Below are 23,724 nucleotides of genomic sequence, written 5' to 3' on the forward strand. Positions count from 1 at the left end.
GCCCTCTCCTGGAAGGGCAGCGGACCGGTGCGGTCGGCTCGCGCTCAACGTATTGCGCGTGGGCGGCGTGTCCGTGCTGGGCTGGATGCTGCCGTGGGGGCGGGATCGCTGGCACCGTCGCTGAGCCGCTGCAGTGCCATCGCCGCCGCCGGGTTGCGGGCCTTGCCTGCGCCGATGCACAGCAGGTAGACCTCGCGGGGTTGCGGCGCAGCGGGTTCGGCGAAGCAGGGGAGGTCCTGCACGGGTTTGCCGCGTGACCAGCAGCGCGCACGCTCCGCCCAGCGCTGTTGCTGCGGGCGCGGCAGGCCTTCGCGCAGGCGCGCCTGGCTGCGCTTGATCCGCGCGTAGACGAACCCGGCGCTGACGTCGCCGTGCAGTGGGGCTTGGTCACTGTCCTCGATCACCAGAGCCACGCCATGGCGGCGCGCGGCGGTGACAAGGTCGGCGCCGTGCACCTGCGCGTTGCGCACTTCCAGCGCGTGCTGCAGCGGCATGCCCTGCAGCGTCTTCGGCAGCGCGGCCATCAGCGCTTCCAGTGCCACCGCATCGGCCGGGTGCTTCGGGTCGAACTGCCACAGCAGCGGGCCCAGCCGATCGCCCAGCCCCAGTGCCGCCCGCAGGAACGGCGCAGCCGCGTCGACGGTGGAGGACAGATCGCGGCGCTGCACGAGATAGCGCGGTGCCTTCATTGAGAAACGGAAGCCGTCCGGCGTCTGCGCCGCCCACTGCGCGCACTGCGCTTCGGTGGGCGTGCGGTAGAACGTACCGTTGATCTCGATGCAGCGCAGTGCGTGGCTGGCGTGCGCAAGCTCATCGCGCTGCGGCAGGCCCGCGGGGTAGAACACGCCGCCGCGCCACTCGGGGAACACCCAGCCGCCGATCCCGCAGCGGATCGTGGCCGGCGTCACTGGCCGGGGTCCGCGCGCCACGGGTCGTAGCTGCCGAACCACCACAGATAGCCCTCCGGATCGGCGCAGGCATAGCCGCGGCCACCGTAGTCCTGGTCGGCGATGTCGATGACGATGCGCGCACCGGCGGCCTTGGCACGGGCGTAGTGCGCGTCCACATCGGCCACGATCACGCAGGCACTCTGGGTCTGCCGCCCATCCACCTGGTCGGGCATCACCGCCAGTTTCGACCATTCGCCGCCGTTGCTGGCCGAGCCCAGCATGATCATGCCCTGGCCGAACACCAGCTGGGCATGGAAGACCGTTTCGCCCTCGGCGTACACCGCCTGCGCATGGAACCCGAAGGCACGTTGCAGCCAGTCGATCGCTGCCAGCGCATCGCGGTAGCGCAGGCAGGGAATGATGGTGGAGCCGCTGCCCCCTGCATGATCGTCAACCATGGCACCCCTCCTATGGCACAGGGCAGGGTGGATCGGCGCCCGTTACCATCGTGCGAAACCCCGGTGACGGCCTGCACATGGCCGCGACCCCTGTTCGGAGATGGTGCTGGATGAAAACCTGGATCGGAGGAGCCGTGCTGCTGGCGTGCACCACCATGGCGAGTGCGGCCACCCCGCCGCAACTGCAGAACCTGGATGCAACGGTCGAGCGCGTGCGCGCGCAGTTCGACGTGCCCGGCGTAGCCGTGGCCGTGGTCAAGGATGGCCAGATCGTGCTGGAGCGCGGCTGGGGCGTGCGCGAACTGGGCAAGCCGGCACCGGTGCAGGCCGACACGCTGTTCGCCATCGCCTCCAACACCAAGGCGTTCACGGCCACCTCGCTGAACCTGTTGGCCGAGGACGGCAAGCTGAAGATGGACGACAAGGTGATCGACCACCTGCCGTCGTTCCGCATGTCCGACCCCTTCGTGACCGGGCAGATGACCCTGCGCGACCTGCTGTCTCACCGCAGCGGCCTGAGCCTGGGCGCCGGCGACCTGCTGTTCTGGCCCACCACCAGCTACAGCAATGCCGAGGTTGTGCAACGGCTGGGCCAGGTGCCACTGAAGGGCGGCTTCCGTGAGCGCTATGCCTACGACAACATCCTCTATGCGGTCGCCCAGCAGGTGATCGAAAAAGTGTCGGGCATGAGCTACCAGCAGTTTCTGCAGACCCGCATCTTCGACAAGGTGGGCATGGCCGGTACGCGCTACAACGCCGACCACCTGCAGCCCGGTGACAACGCGGCGGTGGGCCACGCCAAGTACGATTTCAAGGATCTGCGCACCGTTGCGCCGCTGACCTGGTCGAACAACGCCGGTGCCGGTGGTATCTATTCCAGTGCGCACGACATGGCGCGCTGGATGCAGGTGCAGCTGGCCGAGGGTGCGCTGGCTGACGGCACGCCGCTGTTCAGTGCCAAGACCCAGAAAGACATGTGGCAGATGATCACGCCGCAGGCCATCGCCACCCCGAGCGTGCCCGAGCTCGAACCGGCGCGGGCCAACTTCGCCGGCTATGGCGAGGGCTGGAGCCTGAGCGACTACCGCGGGCAGAAGCTGGTCTGGCATACCGGCGGCTGGCCGGGCATGGTTTCGCGGCTGACCCTGGTGCCGGGCCAGAAGCTGGGCGTGGTGGTGCTGACCAACCAGGAATCGGGCGCGGCCTTCAACGCGATCACCCTGAGCGTGCTCGACGCCTACCTGGGCGGCGAAAAGCATGACTGGGTCGACGCCTACGCCAAGGGCGTGGCCAAGGGCCAGGACAAGGCCGACGAAGCCTGGGCCAAGCACCAGGCCGAGCGTGCCAAGGGCTCTACGCCGTCGCTGCCGCTGCGTGGCTATGCCGGCCAGTACCGCGATCGCTGGTACGGCGACATGGCCATAGTGGCCGAGGGCAAGGGCCTGCGCCTGAGCTTTGCCAGGACCGCGCAGCTGACCGGCCGCCTGGAACACTGGCAGCACGACACCTTCATCGTGCGTTGGGACGATCGCTCGCTCAACGCCGACGCGTTCGTGAACTTCAGCCTGGACCCGGACGGCAAGGTGCGCGAGGTGCGCATGCAGGCCATCTCGGACCTGACCGATTTCAGCTTCGACTTCCAGGACCTGCAGTTCACCCCCACGAGCCGGTAGATGCCGACCTTGGTCGGCATTCGGCAAGGCGCCCACCACGCTGGGCGCCTGCCAGGCCCACGCCGGAACGCGGGACACACACCCGGCATGGGATAATCCCCGCGCTGATTGATGGCGAGGGACTGTGATGTTTCGTTGGTTTGAATCTCTGATTCCGGTGTTCCCGCCGGTCGATGGCCGCATGCCGCCGCAGAAGGTGCTGCCGTTCTACCTGCACTACCTGCGCCCGGTGTGGCCGGTGCTGCTGGCCACCCTCATCGCCGGCCTGCTGCTGGCGCTGGTGGAAGTGGCGATGTTCGATTACCTGGGCCGCATCGTCGACATGGTTGCCGAGCAGCCCGGTGCCGGTTTCTTCCAGCGCCACGCCAACGAGCTGGGCTGGATGCTGTTCATCACGGTCATCGCGCGGCCGATCCTGGTCGGCCTGCACAACCTGCTGGTCAACCAGGCCATCGTGCCGGGCCTGAGCAACCGCTCGCGCTGGCTGATGCACAACTACGTGGTGCGGCAGAGCCTGAGTTTCTTCCAGAACGATTTCGCCGGCAGCGTCGCCAACCGGGTGATGCAGACCGGTACGTCGCTGCGCGAATCGGCCGTGCAGATGGTCGATTCGCTCTGGTACATCGTGGTCTACACCGGCACCGCGCTGTACCTGTTCGCGCAGGCCGACTGGCGCCTGATGGTGCCGCTGATCCTGTGGCTGCTGGCCTATGCAGTGATCCTGGCCTACTTCGTGCCGCGCGCGAAGCAACGCGCGTGGATCGCCTCGGAGGCGCGTTCGAAGGCGATGGGCCGCATCGTCGATGGCTACACCAACATCCCGACGCTGAAGCTGTTCGCCCATGGCGGTCGTGAGCAGGCCTACGTGGCCGAGTCGATCCAGGAACTGGCGGTCAAGCATCGCGCACAGACGCGCATCACCACCGGCATGGACCTGACCATCGCCATCGTCAACGGCTTCCTGATTGCCGGCACCTGCGGCCTGGCGCTGTGGCTGTGGAACGGCGGGCATATCACCGTGGGCGCGATCACCCTGGCTACCGGCCTGGTCATCCGCATCCACAACATGTCCGGCTGGATCATGTGGACCATCAACGGCATCTTCGAAGACATCGGCACCGTGCAGGATGGCATCACCACCATCGCCCAGCCGCTGACCGTGCAGGACCGCGACGATGCCGTGCCGCTGCAGGTGAGCCACGGTGGCGTGCACTTCCAGGACATCCACTTCCATTACGGCAAGAAGGGCGGGGTGATCGCCGGTCTGGACCTGGTGGTGAAGCCGGGCGAGAAGATCGGTCTGGTCGGGCCGTCCGGCGCCGGCAAGTCGACCCTGGTCAACATCCTGCTGCGCCTGTACGACCTGGAGAGCGGGCGCATCCTGATCGATGGCCAGGACATCGCCCACGTCACCCAGGAAAGCCTGCGCCAGCAGATCGGCGTGGTCACCCAGGACACCTCGCTGCTGCACCGTTCGATCCGCGACAACCTGTTGTACGGCCGTCCCGATGCCAGCGACGACCAGCTGCGTGCGGCCGTGGCCAAGGCGCGTGCCGAGGCCTTCATCGACACGCTGGTGGACGGGCAGGGGCGCCGTGGCTATGACGCGCATGTCGGCGAGCGCGGGGTGAAGCTGTCCGGTGGCCAGCGCCAGCGCATCGCCATCGCCCGCGTACTGCTGAAGGACGCACCGATCCTGGTGCTGGACGAAGCTACCTCGGCGCTGGATTCGGAAGTGGAAGCGGCGATCCAGGACAGTCTGGATGAGCTGATGGGCGGCAAGACGGTGATCGCGATCGCGCACCGCCTGTCGACCATCGCGCGCATGGACCGGCTGGTGGTGATGGACCAGGGCCGCATCGTCGAAACCGGTACGCATGGCGAGCTGATTGCCGCCGGTGGCCTGTACGCGCGGCTGTGGGCGCGGCAGACGGGTGGCTTTGTGGCCGCCGACCAATAACCGCATCGGGGTCGGATCCCTTTCCGCAGGAAAGGGCTCTGACCCCCTGCTGGACCAGGGAGGTCCCATGAGACGCAATTGCAGACACGTGATCGCACTCGCCATGTGTGTTGGCGCTTCGGCAATGCCTTCTGCGTACGCCCAGAACGTGACTCCCGCCACCGATCCTGTCGTCCAGATCTTTGCAAAGAAAGAAGGGCTGACCGCGGAGGAAGCCGACAGGCGCCTGCGCCTTCGAATGGCGGCCGGAGAAGAGCTTCAGAAGATCGTAGAGGTCATGCCGGACAGGTTTGCAGGCAAGACGTTTACCGAGAACCCGATGGTCGTGACGGTCAGGCTGACCGGAGCCGACCCAGTGCCTTCCAGGATCGTTGACACCCGATACGGGCGGGTCACCTACCACTTCGTGGTGGGTGCGCCGCATTCGCTGGCTGAGCTTCAGAACGTAGTGGGATCTGGAAAGATCGAGGCGCTGTTCCCGGAGCATCAGGGGATAATGGTCGACGGCGAGCGCGGCGTCATCGTGGTTGAGTTGCTTGAAAAGGACTTTGAGAACAGTTACGAAAGCGAAGCGCTTGATGTCAGGCGTATGTTCTCTGTTCCGATCGAGCTGAAGAAGGCTGCAGTGCCTGTGAAGCCACTGTCCGTGCGGAATGCCATCCACGCATGGCGTGGATCTACTGACGCGGAGGAGTAGATCCACGCCATGCGTGGATGACGGTACCTGGCGGGTCGATCCACGCCATGCGTGGATGAAAAACGGCCCGGGTCTCCCCGGGCCGTTCCGTTTCCATCTCACACCCAACCAATCACTCGATCGGCTGGTCCAGCATCAGCTGGCGTGCGAAGCGCACCGGCGGTGCGCCGTAGGACAGCATCTGGTCGTGGTAGGCCTTCAGGTTGAATTTTTCGCCCAGCTTGTCCTGCATCGCCTTGCGGGTATCGAAGTGCTCCTGCGCACCGACGAAGTAGGTCGGCAGCTGCGCCGAGGTCAGCTGCGCGCGTACCCACTTGCCACTCGCTTCGCTCTCCTGCTGGAACGCATCGTGGGTCATCAGGTGCATCGCCTTCTCGCGATCCCAGTTGTCCACGTGCACGCCCTGGTCCAGGATCGCGTTGGAAATGGTGCGCAGGTAGAACTTCAGCTGCACCAGGTGGAACAGCGGGTCGTTGTTGAGGTAACCCTGCTCCTGCATCATGCGCTCGGTGTAGACCGCCCAGCCTTCGGCAAACAGGCCCGAACGCAGCACCGCACGCAGGGTCGACGGGAACTTGGCCGAATGCCAGCCTTCCAGGTAATGGCCTGGGGTGCCTTCGTGGATGCTCAGCAGGTGGATCATGCGCGAGTTGTACTCACGCAGGAACGAGTCGACCTGCTTGTCATTCCAGTCGTCGGGAATGGGCGAGACGGCGTAGAAGGTCTTCAGGTTCTTGTCCAGCGGGCCCGGCGAATCGCAGTAGGCCACGGCCACGCCGCGCTGGAATTCGGGCATCAGGATGATGTCGACCGGTGCATCGGGCAGGGTCATCAGGTCGTGTTCGCGGACGAATGCGGTGGACTGCTCCAGCGCGGCCTTGGCATCGTCCACCACCTTGTCGCGCGCCGGCTTGTCGGCGTAGGCCAGTTCCAGCGCGGCCTCGATGGCCTTCTGCTGCTGCTCGTCGGTCGGCTGCGCCGGCATCTCCGGTGCGCCCGGCTTGTCCTTCAGCACGGTCTGCGCGATGCCGTACATATCCTGGCGCACGCGCTTGAGTTCGGCACGCGCACGCTCGCCGATCTCCTGGCGCGACAGCGAGGAATTCAGCGCGAACTTCAGCTTCTGGTCGTACTTTTCCGCACCGATGCGGAAGTCGCCCTTGGCATTGGGCACCAGGGTCTTGTCCAGCCAGGTCTGCTGCTCGTCCACGGCCTTCTTCAGGCCGTCGATGGCCGCCTGCAGGCGCTGTTGGTCGGCCTGCGGCAGTTCACCGATATGCGGGGTGATGAAGGTATCGACGATGCTGAGGATGCCCTTGTTCTGCTTGGCCACCGTCTCGGCGTGGATCTTCGGCACGCGGGCCGGGTCGAGGTTCTCGCGCGCCTGGGCGAAGATCGCCGGCAGCTTTTCCATGCGTGCGGTAGCCGACTTCAGGCGTTCCGGCAGCGGCGCGAATTCGCGGGCCATCAGGCCGTAGATCGCACTGCCGGCCAAGCCGTTGTACAGCTGCGGGTCCCACTTGCCCGACTGCAGCACTTCGGCGTTCCAGATTTCCGACTGCAGCTGGTTGCGCAGGATCGCCGCGTCGACCTGGTTCTCGCGGCCCAGCTTCGCCACTTCGATCTTGTCCAGCTCGCCCAGCAGCGTCTTGTAGGCGGCCACGGTCTTCTGCTGGCCGGCGGCGCTCAGGTCGTCGATTTCGCTGTCATAGCGGTGGTCGCCGATCTGGGTGGCGCTGACCGGCGACAGCTGCATCCAGGTGTCCAGGGCGCGCTTGGACAGATCGGCGAAGGCCGCATCGGCGGCCTGGTCAGCGGCCTGCTGGCCGGCCGGGGTGGAAGCGTTGGTCGGGGCGTCGGCCGGCTGGCAACCGGCCAAGGCGGCAACCAGGGCAAGGGCAAGAAGATGCGGGCGCATCAGGCGTTCCTGTACGGGGTCAAACCCCGAGCATAGGCCGCCGGGGCTGCTTTGTCCCCCTGCCATAGGATTACCATGTGCGCCTCAGGGAATCTTCATTGGAGCGCAGGACATGCAGGAACAGGGACGCGGCCGCTACGGCACGATGCTGGTGATGGCCAAGGGGGCGCTGCTGGCGCTGGCACTGACCGGCTGTGCAAAGCACGGTGATATGGCCGCCGATGCCGGCGGTGTCGCCGCTGCCGCGGTCGCTTCACCGGAAGGCGCGTTCCTGGCCTACGAACACGATGTGCAGATACAGCTGCAGGCCGAGCAGATCAGTGCGCGCATCCAGCAGGTCGCGCAGGCCTGCCAGAGCGCGAAGTTCGGTGATTGCGCGGTGCTGGAGGTCGACCAGCGCAGCGGCGAACGGCCCAGCGGCGAGGTCAAGGTGCGCATCGCGCCCAAGGGTGTGGAGCCGCTGATCGGCCTGGCCGGTGAAGGTGGGCAGACCCAGGGGCGCAACACCCGTGCCGAGGATCTGGCCCAGCAGGTGGCCGACACTGCGCTGACCAAGGCGCGGCTGGAAAAGGAGCACGCCCGGCTGCTGTCCTACCAGGACCGCAAGGACCTGAAGATCGAGGACCTGATGGCGATCACCACCCGCCTGTCGGAAATCGAGGCGGGTGTGGAGCAGGCCAACAAGGACGCCGCACAGCAGCGCCGCCGCATCGACACGCAGCTGGTCACGCTGCACTTCGATACCACCTCCGGCCAGCGCAGCCGCAGCGAGATCGGCGAGGCGCTGAGCGAGTCCGGCAACATCCTCAGCCTCAGCGTGGCCTTCCTGATCCGCGCCGCTGCGGCCTTGCTGCCGGTCAGCATCGTGGCGTTGCTGGTGGGGTGGGGCATCCGCGCATGGCTGCGCCGGCGCCGCCGCAAAGCCTGATCGTACGCAACGGGTAGCGCCGGGCCATGCCCGGCGACGCCTCAACCCTCGTCAGTCTCGTATTCGACGAACACATCCAGTTCCAGCGCCAGTTCCTGCACCGCATCGCGCACCTTCTGCGCGGTGCTCTCGTTGCCCACTTCCACTTCCAGTTCATGGATGCCCGGACCGATGTCGTCCGACAGGCCGGCCGAACTGGAATCGTCGTCATCCATGTGCGGCATCAGGTCGTCGGTTTCTTCAACGTGCTCGATGCCTTCCAGCCCCAGCAGCAGATCGCTGATGGCGCGGGCATCGTCTTCGGTTCCGGTGATTCGCAGTCGCAGCATGGACATGGCAGTGGCACGTGGTGGGAGTTCAGCGCAGCCTAGCCAGCGGCAGGCAAAGACCGGGTGAGGGCGCTGTCAGCCGACGGTAGGCGAGCGGCCCAGCAGGCTGTCGGGCAGCGCGGGAATGGGCGTGCGCTCGTCGTGTGCCTGGCCCAGCAGCCAGTCGATGAACACGCGCGCCGCCGGGCCGGGCGGCTCTCCTTCGGCGTGCACGACGTAATAGCTGTAGCGCGCCTTCATCGCGGGGCCCGGCAGGCGCACCACTTCGTAGCGCTGCAGGTAGGGCTGGGCGATGTGGGTGCGTGCCAGCACCGCACCCATGCCATACACCGCCGCGCGCATCGCATCGGTGCTGTCGGCAAAGGTGTGCATCGGCGGCAGCGGCGAGGGCGGCCGCACCCCGGCGTGACGGAACCAGTCGCGCCAGCCCTGCGGTGACAGATCGCTCAGCAGCGGCAGGTCGGCGATGCGTGCCGGCTCGTCCAGTGCTTCCACCCCGGCCAGCGCCGGTGAAGCCACCGGGAACAGCTGGTCGTCCATCAGGTGTTGCGCGTGCAGTCCCGGCCATTGGCCCAGGCCGTAGCGGATACCGACTTCCGGGCCACTGTCGTCGTAGCGGTCCAGGCCGCTGCCGGTGTGCAGTTCGATGCGGATCTGCGGGTGGGCCTGGGTGAAGCGCGGCAGGCGCGGCAGCAGCCAGCAGTACGACAGCGACCGCAGCGTGGTCACCCGCAGGGTCACGCTGTCGGCGTCGGGCTGCAGGTGGTGGGCCACGGCGGCCACATCGGTGAAGGCGGCGCTGGCGGCGTCTGCCAGCTGGCGGCCCTCGGCGGTCAGGCGCACGCCGCGGGCGTGGCGCAGGAACAGGCGCACCTCCAGCACCTCTTCCAGGCGGCGCACGTGGTGGCTGACCGCGCTGGCGGTCAGGTGCAGCTCCAGTGCGGCCTGGGCGAAGTTCTGGTGGCGTGCGGCCACCGCAAAGACGGCCAGTGCAGGCAGCAGGGAAGGGCGTAGCAGCATGTCCAGCCTCAAACCATATTTGTGGCTGACAGCGATACTACGCGCTTGTGCGGCAGGCGTCTGCGGCCGATGCTGTGTGCCCGGTGGCTTGACAGACGATGGACGGAGGCAGCACATGAATGCGGTACCACAGGTAGCCGAGCGCGATTGGCGCACGCCGCTGGAACTGACCCTGCTCGGCGCGATCTGGGGCTGCTCGTTCCTGTTCATGCGGGTGGCCGTGCCCTCGTTCGGTCCGTTCGCGCTGGTGGAAGTGCGCCTGGTGCTGGGCGCACTGGTGTTGATGCCGTTCCTGTGGCGCGCGCGTGCGCAGTTCCCGCCGCGCCGCTGGCTGTGGCTGGCGCCGATCGGGCTGATCAATTCGGCGTTGCCGTTCGTGCTGTTCGCCTATTCGGCCGAGCAGGCGCCGGCGGCGATCGGTGCGATCTGCAATGCGATGACGGTATTGTTCGCCGCGCTGATCGCGTTCCTCTTCTTCGGCGAAAAGATCGGCGTGCGTCGTGCTGGCGCGCTGCTGGTCGGCTTTGCTGGCGTGGTGGTGCTGGCCACCGCCAAGGTGTCGGGCCTGAGTATCGGCATGGCGGTGCTGGCAGGCGCTGCGGCGTCGCTGCTGTATGGGCTGGGGGTGAACCTGGTGAAGCGCCACATGACCGGCCTGCCATCGGCGGCCGCCGCTGCCGCGACGCTGGGCTGTGCCTCGCTGTGGATGCTGCCGATGGCCGTGACCCATTGGCCGCAGGGTGCCATTCCGCTGAAGGCCTGGGGCGCCGCGATCGCGCTGGGAGTGGCCTGCACCGGCCTGGCGTTCCTGATGTTCTACCGCCTGATCGGCCGCATCGGCCCGTCACGCGCCTCCACCGTGACCTACCTGATTCCGCTGTTCGGCGCCGCCTTCGCCTGGCTGTTCCTGGGCGAACCGGTGACGCTGCAGATGCTGGTTGCCGGTGGATTGATCCTGGGCAGCGTGGCGGTCAGCCAGAAAAGCTGAGGCATCGAGCTCGCGCTGCGTGGGCGCGCGGCTGTGGGTTTTGATCTGGGTCCGCCTTGAAGCGAGCCGAGCACCGCAGGTCCGGCGAGGGCGGAGAGGCGCGGGTGTCTGAGCGCAGCGAGTTCCGCGCCGTCCCTCGACGGACCGAGGAGCACAGGGTACCGGCGCGCAGCGCCGGCTCGCGGACGGCGGCGCGTTTCTTTTGGTTACTTTTCTTTGCGCGGGCAAAGAAAAGTGACGCCCATGAACAATGATGTGCCTTCAGCATGCGCCACGCACGGAACCCGCCGCCACGCTCGCCGGGCATGGCCCGGCGCTACCGCACCGGCACCGGGATGTTGCACAGGTCGATATGCCCGGCCGGGCGCTTGTAGAAATCGTCCACGCGGTTGCGCCGTGCTTCCACCGTATCGGCGAAGGTCTTTGAATCGGTACGCAGCACCTGGACCGGGGTGCGCTCGGCCGCTGGCACGTCGCTGGCGCGGCGGATCGATATGATCGGCGTGCGCAGCGTCGGGTCTGCATAGAAGCCCATCGGCGCCGGTCCGCGCGGAATCGCACTCAGCAGTTCCATGCCTTTCAGCACGCGGCCAACCAAGGTGATGTTGCGGTCCAGCTGACGCGGCGACTGGCCGGTCACCACGTACAGCTCGGCGCCGATGCTGCTGTCTTCCTCGTTGCTGCGGCCGGCACCGAGCATGCCGTAGCAATGCGCCAGCCAGGCCTTGCCGGCCTGCGCGTCCTGGCCCACCGGGAAGCCATCAACGAAACCGGTCTGCGCCGCCCAGCCATCGCGGTCGGGCAATACGCTCACCTTCAGGCCAGTACTGGCGCGTTCGAATTCGGCCGGCAGCTTGCGCGCGGCGCTGCCGAACGGCTTGGCCTTGGCTGCGTCGTCGGCGTCGGCATCGCCGAACTGCACCACGAAGTTGTCCTGCGAACGGTAGATGCTGGTGCCGTCCCAGAAATGCTCGTGGGCGAAGGTCTGGATGTTGGCCACATGGCGCGGGGCGAACTGCGGCGCCAGTTCGATGATCACCCGACCGGCCGGCAGATCCATGTACAGCAGGTTGGCCGGGTCCGGGGTGCGCCAATCGCTGGCCGCAGAAGCATCAAGGATCTGCTGCGGGCTGCGATAGGGCGTGGCAGCGCTGGCCAGGGCGGGCAGCAGGCAGGCGAGGGCAAGGGCGGTCAGGGCAGTGCGACGGCGGTGCGGCATGGGATCCCCGGAACGAAGGTGTCAGCCGATTCTGCGCCACCGGCGGCGCCTGCGCCATCGATGCCCTCTGGTCTTGCCGATGCGCGTACGGCACTGTGTGCACATCGGCAGGGAAGCATGCAATGAGCGAACAACACTCCGCCACGCCCGAAGCGGCGTTGCGCGCGCTGGTCAAATGGACGCTGAGAGGCTTCGTTGATGATGACGTGGACGCTGTGCGCTGGTTGCAGGCACTCCCTCCTCGCACGCTGTTCGACGTCGATGAGCGTCTGCGCAGCTGGTGGGCACCACGGCAGAACGAACTGCTTTCCAGCGTGCAGATCTACCAGGGCGCATCGCTTGAAGTACGTGCGGCGGCATTGTTCCTTGCCGGATGCGATGGCAATGGCCATACCCGCGAGGCGGCGCTGCGGACGATGCGCTCGGTGCCCAGCCACCTGACCTTGTCCTGCGCCCTGCTGCGCTGCAATGACTGGGTGGCCGAGGTGCGTGCGGTGGCGCAGGAGGTGGTGCTGTCCCTGCTCGGGCAGTGCGCGGTCCATCAGGTGCTGGCGGCGTGGCCGATCGTGGTGCGCCTGCGCAATGCGCAGCGCATCGACCGCGCGTGGCTGCAGGACAGCCTGCTCGCGTGGTTGGCATCGCCGTCCCGCCGGGTAGTGCTTGAGGGACTGCTTGGGCATCCCGACGCACGCACCCGGCTGGTGGCCTATGCCATCGCTCTGCAGACACATCCAGACCAGGCAGCACTGCGCGCGCATGCGCTGGGCGACAGTGATCCGCACGTTTCCTACCTGGCGCTTACCGACCTTCTGCAGCATGGCGCGCGCGCGGACGTCAACCGGCTGTGTCCGCTGGCCCTGTCCGCGCCATCCGCTCGCGTGCGGGGTGCCGCGCTGCGCGCGCTGGTGGAGCGCGACGTGGCTGGACTGGACGCGCACATCGAAGCGGCGGCATTTGACCGTTCGCGCGGTGTGCGGCGCTTGGCTGCATGGCTGCTGCAGCAGCGGCAGGCCCGTCCCGCCATCGCATTGTGGCGCCAGGAGTTGCATGCGGCAGGGCGCGGACGCTGGCGCGAGGCGTTGGCGGCGCTCGCCGATCACGCCGAGGCCGAAGATGTGCCTGCATTGCGCGCCTGGTTGCCGCAGGTGTCGGCGCGTCATCAGCGCAACTGCCTGCGCGGCTGGGTGCGGGCCGAGGGCGGCGCCGGCCTGGCGTTGCTGCGGGTGGCACTGGAAATGCCGGGTCGCACGGTGAATGCGATGCTGGACAGCGCGAACGCGCTGTGGATTGCGGAGCTGGATCCACCGAGGCTGCTGGCGTTCTGCCACGACGGACCCTCACAGGTGGCGCAGGCCGGCCTGCGCAGGCAGTTGCCGCGGCTGCCGCTGTGGCAGCACCTGGACCTGCTGCTGGACGCGGTGCCGCAGCGCGAAGATGAGCGCGCGTGGCACCTGCAGCTGGCACACGACTGGCTTCGCCGCAGCGAGCAGTACTCGCCGCTGGGCCCCGCCCGCCGGCAGGCACTGGTCAGTCGGCTTGAAGCGGGCAGGCATGCCTTGCCCGAGGCCGTTGCGGCACAGGTGCTGCTGGCCGTGCGCCAAGCCTGACGCCCCCTTGCCTCACGGCAGGGTGACTAACGACACATTCGCTATACCGGACTTCGCACTACTGTTGACTCCAACATAGTGGAGGGCCGGCCATGTCCGACGACGATGTCCACCTGAAGAAGTTCCAGAAGGAGCTCAGTGCCGGCACGGTGTCGCTGGCCCTGCTGGCGGTGCTGGCGCGAGCCGGGGAGCCGCTGTACGGCTATCTGATTGCCAAGGAGCTGGAGCGCGTGGGCGAGGGCGTGCTGAGTGGCAAGCAGAGCGCGCTGTACCCGGTGCTGCGCAACCTGGAAGGCGCCGGCCTGCTGGAAAGCCACGTCGAGCCGTCCAGCAGTGGCCCACCGCGCCGCTACTACCGCATCAATGAACGTGGCCACGAGGTGCTGGCGCAGTGGCGCCAGGCCTGGCAGGCCACCCGCGATTCCGTCGATTCCGTGTTGGAGGGGGTACCGCAATGAACGACCTGAACCTGGCAGGCACGGCCCTGCCCACCACCATTGCCCAGTATCTGGCGCAGCTGCGGGCGGCGCTGGAAGGGGCCGACCCGGCCATGGTGCAGGATGCCCTGTACGACGCCGAGGAATACCTGCGCTCTGAACTGGCCGCGCAGTCCGGTCGCAGCGAAGCCGAGGTGATTGCCGATGTGGCCGGCAGCTATGGCGCGCCGCAGGAAGTGGCCGAGATCTACCGCGAAACCGAGGTGACCGTGAACCGCGCGCTGCGTACGCCACGGGCCGACACCGCGCCGGTGCTGCGCGCGGCGGCCGAAGCCAGCGGGGCGGCACCGGCGGCGGCGCTGCCGGCGGCGAAGCCGCGTACCTGGTGGGCGCGCTTCTTCGGCGTAGTGGTGGATCCGCACACATACGGCGCGCTGTTCTACATGCTGCTGTCGCTGGCCACCGGCACGTTCTTCTTCACCTGGGTGGTGACCGGCCTGTCGCTGTCGCTGGGCCTGATGATCCTGATCATCGGCGTGCCGTTGACGGTGCTGTTCTTCGGTTCGGTGCGCGGTCTGGCGCTGCTGGAAGGGCGGCTGGTGGAAGCGCTGCTGGGTGAGCGCATGCCGCGGCGGCCGCAGTACACCGATCGCAGCCGCAGCTGGCTGCAGCGCATTGGTGACATGTTCACCGATGGCCGTACCTGGCTGACGCTGCTGTACTTCCTGCTGATGCTGCCGCTGGGCATCGTGTACTTCACCATCGCGGTCACCCTGCTGTCGGTGTCGCTGGCCTTCATCTGGTCGCCGGTGGCGGCGCTGTTCGATGCCACCGCGCCGAGCATCTACATCGATGGCACCAATGTGCTGCCGCTGGCCGCAACGCCGGTGCTGGCCGTGGTGGGCGCGCTGCTGCTGCTGCTGACGATGCACCTGGCACGCGGCATCGGCAAACTGCACGGCATGCTGGCCAAGCACCTGCTGGTGCGGCTGTAACCGTAAATGCGGGCCCGCTCTGGTAGTGCCAACCTTGGTTGGCACGCACCATCAGACGTCGCGATTCACGGTAGGTGCCAACCTTGGTTGGCACGCACCATCAGACATCGGGAATCACGGTAGAGCGCCAACCAAGGTTGGCATCTACCAAAGCGTACCGACCAAGGTCGGCACCTACCGCTGGGGCATTTACCCGGCCTTGCGCCGCAGCGGGGTGACGTTGCTCTTCTTCTTCGTCGCCTTCGCAGCCGGGGCTTCGGCATGGGCGGCGAAGAAATCGCGCACCTTCGGGTACACCACTTCGCGCCAGCGGCGGCCGCTGAAGATGCCGTAGTGGCCGGCACCCTCGACGATGAAATGCTCGCGGCGGTCGGCCGCGATGCCGGTGCACAGCGCCTGCGCCGCTTCGGTCTGGCCCAGGCCGGCAATATCGTCCAGCTCGCCTTCGATGCTCAGCAGCGCGGTATCGCGGATCGCCGACGGGTCGACCTTCTCGCCGTTCACCACCCACTCGCCACGCGGCAGCAGGAAGTCCTGGAACACCACCGAAATCGTGTCCAGGTAGTACTTGGCCGGCATGTCCAGCACGGCGTTGTACTCATCGTAGAAACGACGGTGCGCGTCGGCGTCTTCCAGGTCGCCCTTGACCAGGTCGGCGTAGAAATCCCAGTGCGAACTGAAGTGGCGGCTGGGGTTCATCGACAGGAAGCCCGCATGCTGCAGGAAGCCCGGATACACGCGACGGCCCACGCCAGGGTAGCTGGCCGGCACGGTGTGGATCACGTTGTTTTCGAACCACGACAGCGGGTTCTGCGTGGCCAGGTTGTTCACTGCGGTGGGGCTGCAGCGCGCATCGATCGGCCCGCCCATCATCACCAGCGTGCGCGGGGTCGGCTCGCCACGGCTGGCCATCAGCGAAACCGCGGCCAGCACCGGCACCGTCGGCTGGCACACGCTCACCACGTGCAGGCGTTCAACGCCCAGGTGGCGGATGAATTCCTGGATGTAGGCGATGTAATCGTCCAGCCCGAACTCGCCTTCGCTGGCCGGCACCATGCGCGCATCCACCCAGTCGGTGACGTACACGCGGTGGTCGCGCAGCAGGGTGCGCACGGTGTCGCGCAGCAGCGTGGCGTGGTGCCCCGACAGCGGCGCCACCACCAGCACGAACGGCTGGTTGAGCATGGTGTGCAGCTGCTCGGCTTCGTTGCTGTGGCGCTTGAAGCGCAGCAGCTTGCAGAACGGCTTGCTCACCTCTTCGTGCACCACGATCGGCACGCGTTCGCCTTCGACGTCGATTTCGTTGATGCCCCATTCGGGCTTCTCGTAATCCTTGCCGATGCGATGGAACAGTTCATTGACGGCCGCCAGGCGATCAGCGCCGGGCATCTGCGACCACCAGTGACCCTGGTTGGTGAAGAAGCGGGCGTTGGCCTGGGCCTGGTGCACCCAGGGGGCGAGCAGGTTGCGGGTCAGTTCGTGCAGTTGATAGAGCATGCCGACCGAATATGTATGGTCATATGTTGCCTCGCAGCATATCCCATCCCAGTGTCCCGCGGGTTAAGTTGGCTGAAAAAAATGAATCCGGATTCACATCCTTTCCAGCGCCGCCGCCTCGCCGGCCAACCCGGGGCCCAGCCACAGGTGCGAACCCACGGCCTGCAGGCCCTGGCGGGCCAGCTCGCGCCGGTACCAGCGCGCCGGGCGGGCCTGGAAGCCCTCGTGGTCGCCGTCGAATTCATCCTCGGCGGCGAAGGTTTCCAGGAAGGCCACGCCAGCGGTCAGCTCGGCCAGGCCGGCCAGGCCGGCGCGCAGCTCGCGGTCGGGCACGTAATGCATCACGTCCGAGCACACCAGCAGGTCGACCGGAGCGCAGGGCCGCAGCCAGGCGAAATCGCCGAATGCGGCCAGGTGCAGGTTGCGGGTACGGCCGTAGCGGCGCACAGCGTACTCGCTGCTGTCGAAGCCAAGGTATTGGACCTTCGGACGCAGTTTCAGCAGCGGTGCGCGCCAGGCGCCTTCGCCGCAGCCGATATCCAGCACGCTGCGGATCGGCCGTTCCAGGTAGTACTCGGCGCTGGCCACGGCCAGGGCCACCTTGCGGGCCAGACGGGCGCTGCCGCCGATATCGGCGCGGCGGTACCAGCGTTGGAAGTAGGCGGCGTCGTAAGTTTTGTCCATGGGCAGGGCACGGTGATGAAAGCGGCGCCTATCGTACGGTGTCGCGGCCACGGGTGCGTCGATTGGCCGCGGCAGCCACCCATGGGGTGGCTCTGCTGCGACAATAGCCCCTTCCCGCCAGCCGCCGGAGCGAGCGCATGCAGAGCTACTACTGGGTCAAGACCTTCCACATCGTCTTCGTGGTGGCCTGGATGGCCACGGTCTTTTACCTGCCGCGCATCCTGGTGAACCTGGCCGAGACGACCGGGCAACCGGCGGTGCTGGCGCGCCTGCAGCTGATGGGAATGCGCCTGTACCGCTTCGGCCATTCCATGTTCGGCCTGGCCTTCGTGCTGGGCCTGGTGCTGTGGCTGGGCTACAAGGTCATTCCGGACTTCCCGACCATGGTCGCGCCGGGCGGTGCCGGCTGGCTGCACGCCAAGCTGGGCCTGGTGGTACTGCTGCTGGCGTACTTCATCTGGACCGGCCGCCTGCTGAAGGGTGTGGCCAAGGGCCGCGCACTGCCGTCCTCGCGCGCGCTGCGCTGGATCAACGAGATTCCGCTGCTGGCCTTCATCCCGATCGTCTGGCTGGTGCTGGCCAAGCCGTTCTGACCGGTAGATCCACGCCATGCGTGGATAAGCTCTTTGTAGAGTCGAGCCATGCTCGACTGATTCGATCAACAGCAGTCGAGCATGGCTCAACCCTACAGACAGACAACGCGGCCGATCAGGCCGCGTCGCACCGGCCTGATCAGGCCGCTTCGTACGTACCGTAGCTGCGCAGGCGCGCGTAGCGCTGCTCGATCAGCTGTTCGGTGGACAGCGTGTCCAGCGCGTCCAGCTCGTTCAGCAGCACGGCCTTCAGGCGCTTGGCCATCTGGGTCGGGTTGCGGTGGGCACCGCCGGTCGGCTCACGCACCACCTTGTCCACCAGGCCCAGGCTCTTCAGGCGCGGCGCGGTCAGGCCCAGCTGTTCAGCGGCATCCTTGGCCTTGCCGGCGTCCTTCCACAGGATCGAGGCGCAGCCTTCCGGGGTGATGGTCGAATACACCGCGTATTCCAGCATGACGGTGCGGTCGCCCACGCCCAGCGCCAGCGCGCCGCCGGAACCGCCTTCGCCGATCACCGTGCAGATCACCGGCACCTTCAGTTCGGCCATCTCCATCAGGTTGCGGGCAATGGCTTCGGACTGGCCGCGCGATTCGGCATCGATGCCCGGCCAGGCGCCGGCGGTGTCGATCAGGGTCAGCACCGGCAGGCCGAAGCGTTCGGCCATCTTCATCAGGCGCAGGGCTTTGCGGTAGCCCTCCGGCTTGGGCATGCCGAAGTTGCGCTTGATCTTCTCCTTGGTGTCGCGGCCCTTCTGGTGGCCGATCACCATCACCGAGCGGCCATTGATGCGGGCCAGGCCGCCCATGATGGCCTTGTCGTCGGCAAACGCGCGGTCGCCGGCCAGTTCCTGGAACTCATCGCAGATGATGCGGATGTAGTCGGCGGTGTACGGGCGCGACGGGTGGCGGGCCAGCTGCAGCACCTGCCACGAGGTCAGGTTGCGGAAGATCTGCGCGGTGCGCATGCGCAGCTTGTCCTGCAGCGCGTGCACTTCGGCCTCGACATTGACCGCCGGACCGGCACTGGCGTTGCGCAGTTCCTGGATCTTGGCTTCCAGGTCGGCGATGGGTTGCTCGAAGTCGAGGTAGTTCGGATTCATCGGAAGCCGTCGTGTAAAGAAGAGGGGAATTCTAGCCGAATGCGCCGGAACGCCCCGTACGCCTTCGTCTGGAAGGCGACGGTAACCCAGCCGGGCAGGCCGCGCCAGTCAGCGCGGCAGGCAATCAGGGGGCGTCAGGGCATGACCAGCGCGCTGCGCGCCATCTCGGTGCTGCGGATCGTCACGAAGTCGTTGTAGGCCTCGTTGGCGGCCACCGGCAGGGTCGAGCCCAGGGTCATGGTGGCCTGGGTGAAGGCCATGCTGACCTTGAAGTCTTCCTTGCGCAGGGCTTTCTGCTCCGAGGCGGTGCTGGCCTTCAGCCAGCGCGCATACAGATCGCGCATCGGGCCGGCATGGGCCTCGAAGGCGGGGTCCAGCGCGGGCAGGGTGGCCGGGGCCGGTTCCAGCGTGTAGACCGGGGCCACGTAGCCGGCCGGCTGCTCACGCTTGAAGGCACCCGGTTCGCCCATGCTCTGTTCCACGTAGTCGATGAAGTCCGGGGCGGTGAACACCTTGGTGCTGATCTTGCCGCCGCTGGCATCCACGTGGGCCACGATCTGTTCTTCCGGGAACGGCTGGCGCACGCCGAAGTTCCAGTTCTTGTCGATGAACAGGCCGTGGTGCTTCTCGTACGGGCCCTTGAACTGCACCCCGCCCAGTTCCATGCCCAGGCCGCTGCTGCCGAAGTTCTTCAGCTTGTCCTCGCCGGTCACGTAGATCTCGCGCGCGGTCACGTACTCGCTCAGGGTCGGGTTGATCAGACCGCCACGGCCGTCGGCATACACGATGAAACGCACATCGCCCAGGCGTTCGGTGTGCAGGTGGTGCTCACCCGGGGCCAGGCTGATCGCACGCGATGCGTTGGCGGCCACCGGCAGGTCCTTGCCGTCGATGCTGATGGCCAGCGGCGTGGCGGTGGGGTTGTCGATCTCGAAATCGACCTTGGACGAGCATGCGGACAGCGCCAGCGCAGCGACGAGGGGGAACAACAGCGTTTTCATGACGGGAAATCGTCCTTGATACAGACAACGGAAAAGAAAATCAGGTGTGCGCTCAGTTGGCCCACGGCGGGCTGTAGCGCACCTTCAGCGTGCGCACCGCCGGGTCGGCGCGCAGCGCCTCCATCAGCTTGGAATCGATGCGCACCGCGCTCTGCCCGGACACGTCGAGCATGCCGGCCACGCCGCCCTGCGGGCTCTTCAGCAGCAGGTCCAGGCGCAGCGGCGTGCGCCCGGGGCGATGGCGGTCGAGCACGGCATTCACGCGTTCCCAGACCGGGCGCTGCTGGCGCAGGTCCAGGCGCAGCGACAGGCGCGTGGCGTAGTTGGCGCAGACTTCATCGAAGTCCCAGCACTGACGGATGCGCAGGGCGAAACCGCCGTTGAATTCGTCCTCGCGCAGGCCGCCCTTGACCACCAGGATGCGGTCCTTGGTCATCAGGTGGCCGAACTCGGCCATGGCATCGGAAAACGCGCTGCATTCGACCCGGCCGCGGCCGTCTTCCAGCTGGATGAAGATCTGGCTTTCGCCCTTGCGGCGCACGCCCACCACCTGGCCGGCCAGCACGGTCTGCACTTCCGGGCGCCAGCGCTTTTCGCCGCCGCCACCGCCGCCACCGCTGTTGGCGCTCCAGATCTTTTCCACCGCGCCCAGATCGTTGCCGACCAGGTCGCGCACGTCGTCGCGCCACGGGTCGAACGGGTGGCCGCTCAGGTAGAAGCCCAGGGTGTCGCGCTCCCCGTTCAGACGCTGCAGCAGCGGCCATTCCTCGGCTTCGGGCAGGTCCAGCTGGATGCTGGCCGTGCTCGGGTCAGGGCCGCCGAACAGCGAGTTCTGGCCCGAGGCGCGCTCGCGTGCCATCTGGTCAGTGGCCTTGATCACTTCCGGCAACTGCAGCATCAGCGAGGCGCGGTTGTGGCCCAGTTCGTCCAGCGCGCCGCAGTTGATCATCGCTTCCAGCGTGCGCCGGTTCAGCTTGGCCGAACCCACGCGCGTGCAGAAGTCCAGCAGGTCCTTGTAGTCGCCGCCCTTCAGGCGTTCGTCCACCACCGCTTCGCAGGCACCCTGGCCCACGCCCTTGATCGCGCCCAGACCGTACTGGATGGTGTCCGGGGTGACCGCTTCGAACATGAAGGCCGAGTGGTTCACCTTCGGCGGCAGCACGGTCAGGCCGAGGTTGCGCACCTCGTCCAGGAAGCCGACCACCTTCTCGGTGTTGTCCAGGTCCGAGGACAGCGTGGCTGCCATGAACTCAGCCGGGTAGTGGCGCTTCAGCCACGCGGTCTGGTAGCTGACCAGCGCGTACGCGGCGGCGTGCGATTTGTTGAAACCGTAGCCGGCGAACTTTTCCATCAGGTCGAAGATCGCATCGGCCTTGGCTTCGTCCACGCCATCCTTGGCCGCACCCTCGCGGAAGATCTCGCGGTGCTTGGCCATTTCCGCCGGCACCTTCTTGCCCATCGCGCGGCGCAGCAGGTCGGCGCCGCCCAGCGAGTAGCCGCCGACGATCTGCGCCATCTGCATCACCTGCTCCTGGTACACCATGATGCCGTAGGTGTCTTTCAGGATCGCTTCGGTGCGCGGATCGGGATAGATGATTTCTTCCTGGCCGTGCTTACGCGCGTTGAACGATGGAATCAGGTCCATCGGGCCCGGTCGGTACAGCGACACCAGGGCGATGAGGTCTTCGAAACGGTCGGGGCGCGCGTCCTTCAGCAGGCGGCGCATGCCCGAGGATTCGAACTGGAACACCGCGCCGGTGTTGCCGTTGGCGAAGATGTCCTTGTAGGTGGGCGCATCGTCCAGCGGGATCGCGGCGATATCCACCGGCGGAATGCCGGCGCGCTCGTGGCGCTTGTTGATCGCCTTCACCGCCCAGTCGATGATGGTCAGCGTGCGCAGGCCCAGGAAGTCGAACTTCACCAGGCCCACTTCTTCCACGTCGTTCTTGTCGAACTGGGTGACCGGGTTCTTGCCCAGGCCGTTCTCATCGTGTTCGGCGTACAACGGGCAGAACTCGCTCAGCGGCTCGGGCCCGATCACCACGCCACCGGCGTGCTTGCCGGCGTTGCGGGTCAGGTCTTCCAGCTGCAGGGCCAGGTCGATCAGGTCGCGGACATCGTCCTCGGTCTCGTAGCGCTGGATCAGTTCCGGCGAGGCCATTTCCGAGCTGGGGCCTTCCTTGCCCTTGCCCAGCGCATCCTTCAGGTGGATGCCCAGGATGTTCGGAATCAGCTTGGAAACGCCGTCGACCAGGCCATACGGGAAGCCCAGCACGCGGCCGGAGTCGCGCACCACCGCCTTGGCCGCCATGGTGCCGTAGGTGATGATCTGGCTGACACGTTCGCGCCCGTACTTGCGCGCCACGTAGTCGATCACCTCGTCGCGGCGGTCCATGCAGAAGTCGATGTCGAAGTCGGGCATCGACACGCGTTCGGGGTTCAGGAAGCGCTCGAACAGCAGGTTGTACGGCAGCGGGTCCAGATCGGTGATCTTCAGCGCCCACGCCACCAGCGAACCGGCACCGGAACCACGGCCGGGGCCGATGGGAATGCCCTGGTTCTTGCCCCACTGGATGAAGTCGGCCACGATCAGGAAGTAGCCGGGGAAGCCCATCTTGATGATGGTGTTGAGCTCGAACTCCAGGCGCTCGAAGTAGTCCTCGCGGGTCTTGCCCGGCGCCAGCGGATTCTTTTCCAGGCGCTCGGTCAGGCCGTCGCGCGACATCTTCTGGATCCAGGTGTCCAGCGTTTCGTCGTCGGGTACCGGGTAGTTGGGCAGGAAGTAGGTGCCCAGGCGCATTTCGATGTTGCAGCGCTCGGCCAGTGCCAGCGTGTTGTCGATCGCATCGGGAATGTCGGCGAACAGCGCGCACATTTCCTCGGCCGACTTCAGGTACTGCTGGTCGCTGTAGTCGCGCGGGCGCTTGGGGTCATCCAGCACGCGGCCGGTGGAAATGCACACGCGAGCTTCGTGCGCGCTGAAGTCGGTCGGCGCCAGGAAGCGCACGTCATTGCTGGCGATCACCGGCAGGCCGCGCTGGCCGGCGGCCATCAGCGCGAAGCGGTTGAAGGTTTCCTCGCCTTCGCGGCCGGTGCGGGTCAGTTCCAGGTGCAGGCCATCGCCGAACACGCGCTGCCAGTCGGCCAGCTGCTGCTCGGCCAGGTCGTGCTTGCCATCCAGCGCCAGCCGTCCGGCCAGGCTTTCGCGCCCGGCCAGGGCGAACAGGCTGGCGTTGCCGGCCTTCAGCCAGTCCGGGTGCACGGCCACGCCACCTTCGGCGCGGTGGCCTTCCATCCAGGCGCGGGTCAGCAATCGCGACAGGCTCAGGTAGCCCTCGCGGTCGCGGCACAGCAGGGTCATCCGCCACGGGTCCTGGCCTTCCTCGGCAATCATCACGTCGGCGCCTGCAATGGGCTTGATGCCCACGCCTTCGGCGGCCTTGTAGAACTTCACCAGGGCGAACAGGTTGTTCAGGTCGGTGACCGCCAGGGCGGGCAGGCCGAGCTCCACCGAGCGCGACAGCAGGTTGGCCTGCTTGGCTTTTTTCGGGTCCGCCTGGTCGGGCTTGGCCGGCACGCGGATGGTCGAGTCCGCCAGCGAGAACTCGGTGTGGACGTGGAGATGTACGAAGCGAGAGTTGGACATGCCGGACCAGGTTGGAGCGCGCGGGCCCCGGGAGCTGACGGGGAATCGTCGCCGGGGTCGGAATGCGCTGGAATGCCCGGTCAGG

The 23,724-nt window shown here is 66.8% G+C and carries 20 protein-coding genes; 9 read left to right on the forward strand and 11 right to left on the reverse strand.

What is annotated here, in order from left to right; all coding sequences use genetic code 11:
- Positions 1–44 precede the first annotated feature (44 nt).
- The gene (locus tag C1922_RS06605) at positions 45–908 is read right to left on the reverse strand and encodes a DUF72 domain-containing protein (protein WP_108749036.1); all 864 of its coding nucleotides are present in this window, start codon (positions 906–908) and stop codon (positions 45–47) included.
- On the reverse strand, positions 905–1,348 hold the full coding sequence (locus tag C1922_RS06610) for a VOC family protein (RefSeq protein WP_108749037.1): 444 nt from the start codon (positions 1,346–1,348) through the stop codon (positions 905–907). Before C1922_RS06610 ends, C1922_RS06605 begins: the two co-directional genes overlap by 4 nt.
- 110 nt (positions 1,349–1,458) lie before the next feature.
- On the opposite strand from C1922_RS06610, the gene C1922_RS06615 reads away from it, so the two are divergent.
- The 3 genes from C1922_RS06615 to C1922_RS06625 all read left to right on the forward strand — a co-directional run bounded on the left by C1922_RS06615 (position 1,459) and on the right by C1922_RS06625 (position 5,678).
- Positions 1,459–3,021, forward strand: coding sequence for a serine hydrolase (locus C1922_RS06615; RefSeq protein ID WP_108749038.1), 1,563 nt, complete (start codon positions 1,459–1,461; stop codon positions 3,019–3,021).
- A gap of 127 nt (positions 3,022–3,148) precedes the next feature.
- Positions 3,149–4,981, forward strand: coding sequence for a multidrug efflux ABC transporter SmrA (gene smrA / locus C1922_RS06620; protein ID WP_108749039.1), 1,833 nt, complete (start codon positions 3,149–3,151; stop codon positions 4,979–4,981).
- A gap of 88 nt (positions 4,982–5,069) precedes the next feature.
- Positions 5,070–5,678: a hypothetical protein gene (locus tag C1922_RS06625; RefSeq protein ID WP_159091881.1), complete on the forward strand. Its 609-nt coding sequence runs from the start codon at positions 5,070–5,072 to the stop codon at positions 5,676–5,678.
- A 112-nt stretch (positions 5,679–5,790) separates the two neighbouring features.
- Here the strand turns inward: C1922_RS06625 and C1922_RS06630 are convergent, their stop codons facing one another.
- Positions 5,791–7,596, reverse strand: a complete 1,806-nt coding sequence (locus C1922_RS06630) for a DUF885 domain-containing protein (protein ID WP_108749041.1) — start codon at positions 7,594–7,596, stop codon at positions 5,791–5,793.
- Positions 7,597–7,750: 154 nt separating this feature from the next.
- Here C1922_RS06630 and C1922_RS06635 point away from each other — a divergent pair, with 154 nt between their 5' ends.
- Positions 7,751–8,524: a DUF4349 domain-containing protein gene (locus C1922_RS06635; protein ID WP_108751506.1), complete on the forward strand. Its 774-nt coding sequence runs from the start codon at positions 7,751–7,753 to the stop codon at positions 8,522–8,524.
- Positions 8,525–8,565: 41 nt separating this feature from the next.
- Here the strand turns inward: C1922_RS06635 and C1922_RS06640 are convergent, their stop codons facing one another.
- Together C1922_RS06640 and C1922_RS06645 are read right to left on the reverse strand one after the other, a co-directional pair.
- Entirely contained in the window at positions 8,566–8,859 is a 294-nt protein-coding gene (locus C1922_RS06640) for a hypothetical protein (RefSeq protein WP_108749042.1), read from the reverse strand.
- A gap of 69 nt (positions 8,860–8,928) precedes the next feature.
- Positions 8,929–9,873, reverse strand: coding sequence for a LysR substrate-binding domain-containing protein (locus tag C1922_RS06645; RefSeq protein WP_108749043.1), 945 nt, complete (start codon positions 9,871–9,873; stop codon positions 8,929–8,931).
- Between the two features lie 115 nt (positions 9,874–9,988).
- Between C1922_RS06645 and C1922_RS06650 the strand changes: the two genes are divergently transcribed.
- Positions 9,989–10,861 carry a DMT family transporter gene (locus tag C1922_RS06650; RefSeq protein ID WP_108749044.1) on the forward strand — a complete coding sequence of 291 codons (873 nt, stop codon included), beginning with the start codon at positions 9,989–9,991 and terminating at the stop codon, positions 10,859–10,861.
- 316 nt (positions 10,862–11,177) lie between these two features.
- Here C1922_RS06650 and C1922_RS06655 read toward each other — a convergent pair whose 3' ends face one another.
- Complete coding sequence (locus C1922_RS06655) at positions 11,178–12,080, reverse strand: peptidylprolyl isomerase (protein ID WP_108749045.1); 903 nt, start codon at positions 12,078–12,080, stop codon at positions 11,178–11,180.
- A 122-nt stretch (positions 12,081–12,202) separates the two neighbouring features.
- Between C1922_RS06655 and C1922_RS06660 the strand changes: the two genes are divergently transcribed.
- The 3 genes from C1922_RS06660 (at position 12,203) to C1922_RS06670 (ending at position 15,119) form a co-directional block, all read left to right on the forward strand.
- Entirely contained in the window at positions 12,203–13,687 is a 1,485-nt protein-coding gene (locus tag C1922_RS06660; protein WP_108749046.1) for a HEAT repeat domain-containing protein, read from the forward strand.
- A gap of 92 nt (positions 13,688–13,779) precedes the next feature.
- Entirely contained in the window at positions 13,780–14,145 is a 366-nt protein-coding gene (locus tag C1922_RS06665) for a PadR family transcriptional regulator (RefSeq protein WP_108749047.1), read from the forward strand.
- On the forward strand, positions 14,142–15,119 hold the full coding sequence (locus C1922_RS06670; RefSeq protein WP_108749048.1) for a sensor domain-containing protein: 978 nt from the start codon (positions 14,142–14,144) through the stop codon (positions 15,117–15,119). Before C1922_RS06665 ends, C1922_RS06670 begins: the two co-directional genes overlap by 4 nt.
- Before the next feature lie 189 nt (positions 15,120–15,308).
- Here the strand turns inward: C1922_RS06670 and phaZ are convergent, their stop codons facing one another.
- Positions 15,309–16,616 carry a polyhydroxyalkanoate depolymerase gene (gene phaZ / locus C1922_RS06675; protein ID WP_108749049.1) on the reverse strand — a complete coding sequence of 436 codons (1,308 nt, stop codon included), beginning with the start codon at positions 16,614–16,616 and terminating at the stop codon, positions 15,309–15,311.
- A 93-nt stretch (positions 16,617–16,709) separates the two neighbouring features.
- Positions 16,710–17,300 (reverse strand): class I SAM-dependent methyltransferase, encoded by a 591-nt coding sequence (locus C1922_RS06680; RefSeq protein ID WP_108749050.1) that lies wholly within the window; start codon positions 17,298–17,300, stop codon positions 16,710–16,712.
- A 137-nt stretch (positions 17,301–17,437) separates the two neighbouring features.
- Between C1922_RS06680 and C1922_RS06685 the strand changes: the two genes are divergently transcribed.
- Positions 17,438–17,893 (forward strand): CopD family protein, encoded by a 456-nt coding sequence (locus C1922_RS06685; RefSeq protein WP_108749051.1) that lies wholly within the window; start codon positions 17,438–17,440, stop codon positions 17,891–17,893.
- Positions 17,894–18,032: 139 nt separating this feature from the next.
- Here the strand turns inward: C1922_RS06685 and C1922_RS06690 are convergent, their stop codons facing one another.
- From C1922_RS06690 to dnaE, 3 genes are all read right to left on the reverse strand, one after another.
- Entirely contained in the window at positions 18,033–18,992 is a 960-nt protein-coding gene (locus C1922_RS06690; RefSeq protein ID WP_108749052.1) for an acetyl-CoA carboxylase carboxyltransferase subunit alpha, read from the reverse strand.
- Between the two features lie 134 nt (positions 18,993–19,126).
- Positions 19,127–19,993, reverse strand: coding sequence for an ABC transporter substrate-binding protein (locus C1922_RS06695; RefSeq protein WP_108749053.1), 867 nt, complete (start codon positions 19,991–19,993; stop codon positions 19,127–19,129).
- Positions 19,994–20,045: 52 nt separating this feature from the next.
- A complete protein-coding gene (gene dnaE, locus C1922_RS06700) occupies positions 20,046–23,639 on the reverse strand; it encodes a DNA polymerase III subunit alpha (RefSeq protein ID WP_108749054.1) in 3,594 nt (1,197 codons plus the stop codon).
- Positions 23,640–23,724 lie beyond the last annotated feature (85 nt).

The organism is Stenotrophomonas sp. ZAC14D2_NAIMI4_7 (genome assembly GCF_003086675.1).
Taxonomy (GTDB): Bacteria; Pseudomonadota; Gammaproteobacteria; order Xanthomonadales; family Xanthomonadaceae; genus Stenotrophomonas.

What these genes read in the sequence shown, in the direction of transcription:
- C1922_RS06610 (WP_108749037.1), bottom strand. Translation starts at nt 1,348, where the DNA reads ATGGTTGACGATCATGCAGGGGGCAGCGGCTCCACCATCATTCCCTGC.
- C1922_RS06650 (WP_108749044.1), top strand. Translation starts at nt 9,989, where the DNA reads ATGAATGCGGTACCACAGGTAGCCGAGCGCGATTGGCGCACGCCGCTG.
- C1922_RS06635 (WP_108751506.1), top strand. Translation starts at nt 7,751, where the DNA reads ATGGCCAAGGGGGCGCTGCTGGCGCTGGCACTGACCGGCTGTGCAAAG.
- C1922_RS06680 (WP_108749050.1), bottom strand. Translation starts at nt 17,300, where the DNA reads ATGGACAAAACTTACGACGCCGCCTACTTCCAACGCTGGTACCGCCGC.
- C1922_RS06660 (WP_108749046.1), top strand. Translation starts at nt 12,203, where the DNA reads ATGAGCGAACAACACTCCGCCACGCCCGAAGCGGCGTTGCGCGCGCTG.
- C1922_RS06615 (WP_108749038.1), top strand. Translation starts at nt 1,459, where the DNA reads ATGAAAACCTGGATCGGAGGAGCCGTGCTGCTGGCGTGCACCACCATG.
- C1922_RS06665 (WP_108749047.1), top strand. Translation starts at nt 13,780, where the DNA reads ATGTCCGACGACGATGTCCACCTGAAGAAGTTCCAGAAGGAGCTCAGT.
- smrA (WP_108749039.1), top strand. Translation starts at nt 3,149, where the DNA reads ATGTTTCGTTGGTTTGAATCTCTGATTCCGGTGTTCCCGCCGGTCGAT.
- C1922_RS06630 (WP_108749041.1), bottom strand. Translation starts at nt 7,596, where the DNA reads ATGCGCCCGCATCTTCTTGCCCTTGCCCTGGTTGCCGCCTTGGCCGGT.
- C1922_RS06655 (WP_108749045.1), bottom strand. Translation starts at nt 12,080, where the DNA reads ATGCCGCACCGCCGTCGCACTGCCCTGACCGCCCTTGCCCTCGCCTGC.
- C1922_RS06690 (WP_108749052.1), bottom strand. Translation starts at nt 18,992, where the DNA reads ATGAATCCGAACTACCTCGACTTCGAGCAACCCATCGCCGACCTGGAA.
- phaZ (WP_108749049.1), bottom strand. Translation starts at nt 16,616, where the DNA reads ATGCTCTATCAACTGCACGAACTGACCCGCAACCTGCTCGCCCCCTGG.
- C1922_RS06640 (WP_108749042.1), bottom strand. Translation starts at nt 8,859, where the DNA reads ATGTCCATGCTGCGACTGCGAATCACCGGAACCGAAGACGATGCCCGC.
- dnaE (WP_108749054.1), bottom strand. Translation starts at nt 23,639, where the DNA reads ATGTCCAACTCTCGCTTCGTACATCTCCACGTCCACACCGAGTTCTCG.
- C1922_RS06695 (WP_108749053.1), bottom strand. Translation starts at nt 19,993, where the DNA reads ATGAAAACGCTGTTGTTCCCCCTCGTCGCTGCGCTGGCGCTGTCCGCA.
- C1922_RS06670 (WP_108749048.1), top strand. Translation starts at nt 14,142, where the DNA reads ATGAACGACCTGAACCTGGCAGGCACGGCCCTGCCCACCACCATTGCC.
- C1922_RS06645 (WP_108749043.1), bottom strand. Translation starts at nt 9,873, where the DNA reads ATGCTGCTACGCCCTTCCCTGCTGCCTGCACTGGCCGTCTTTGCGGTG.
- C1922_RS06685 (WP_108749051.1), top strand. Translation starts at nt 17,438, where the DNA reads ATGCAGAGCTACTACTGGGTCAAGACCTTCCACATCGTCTTCGTGGTG.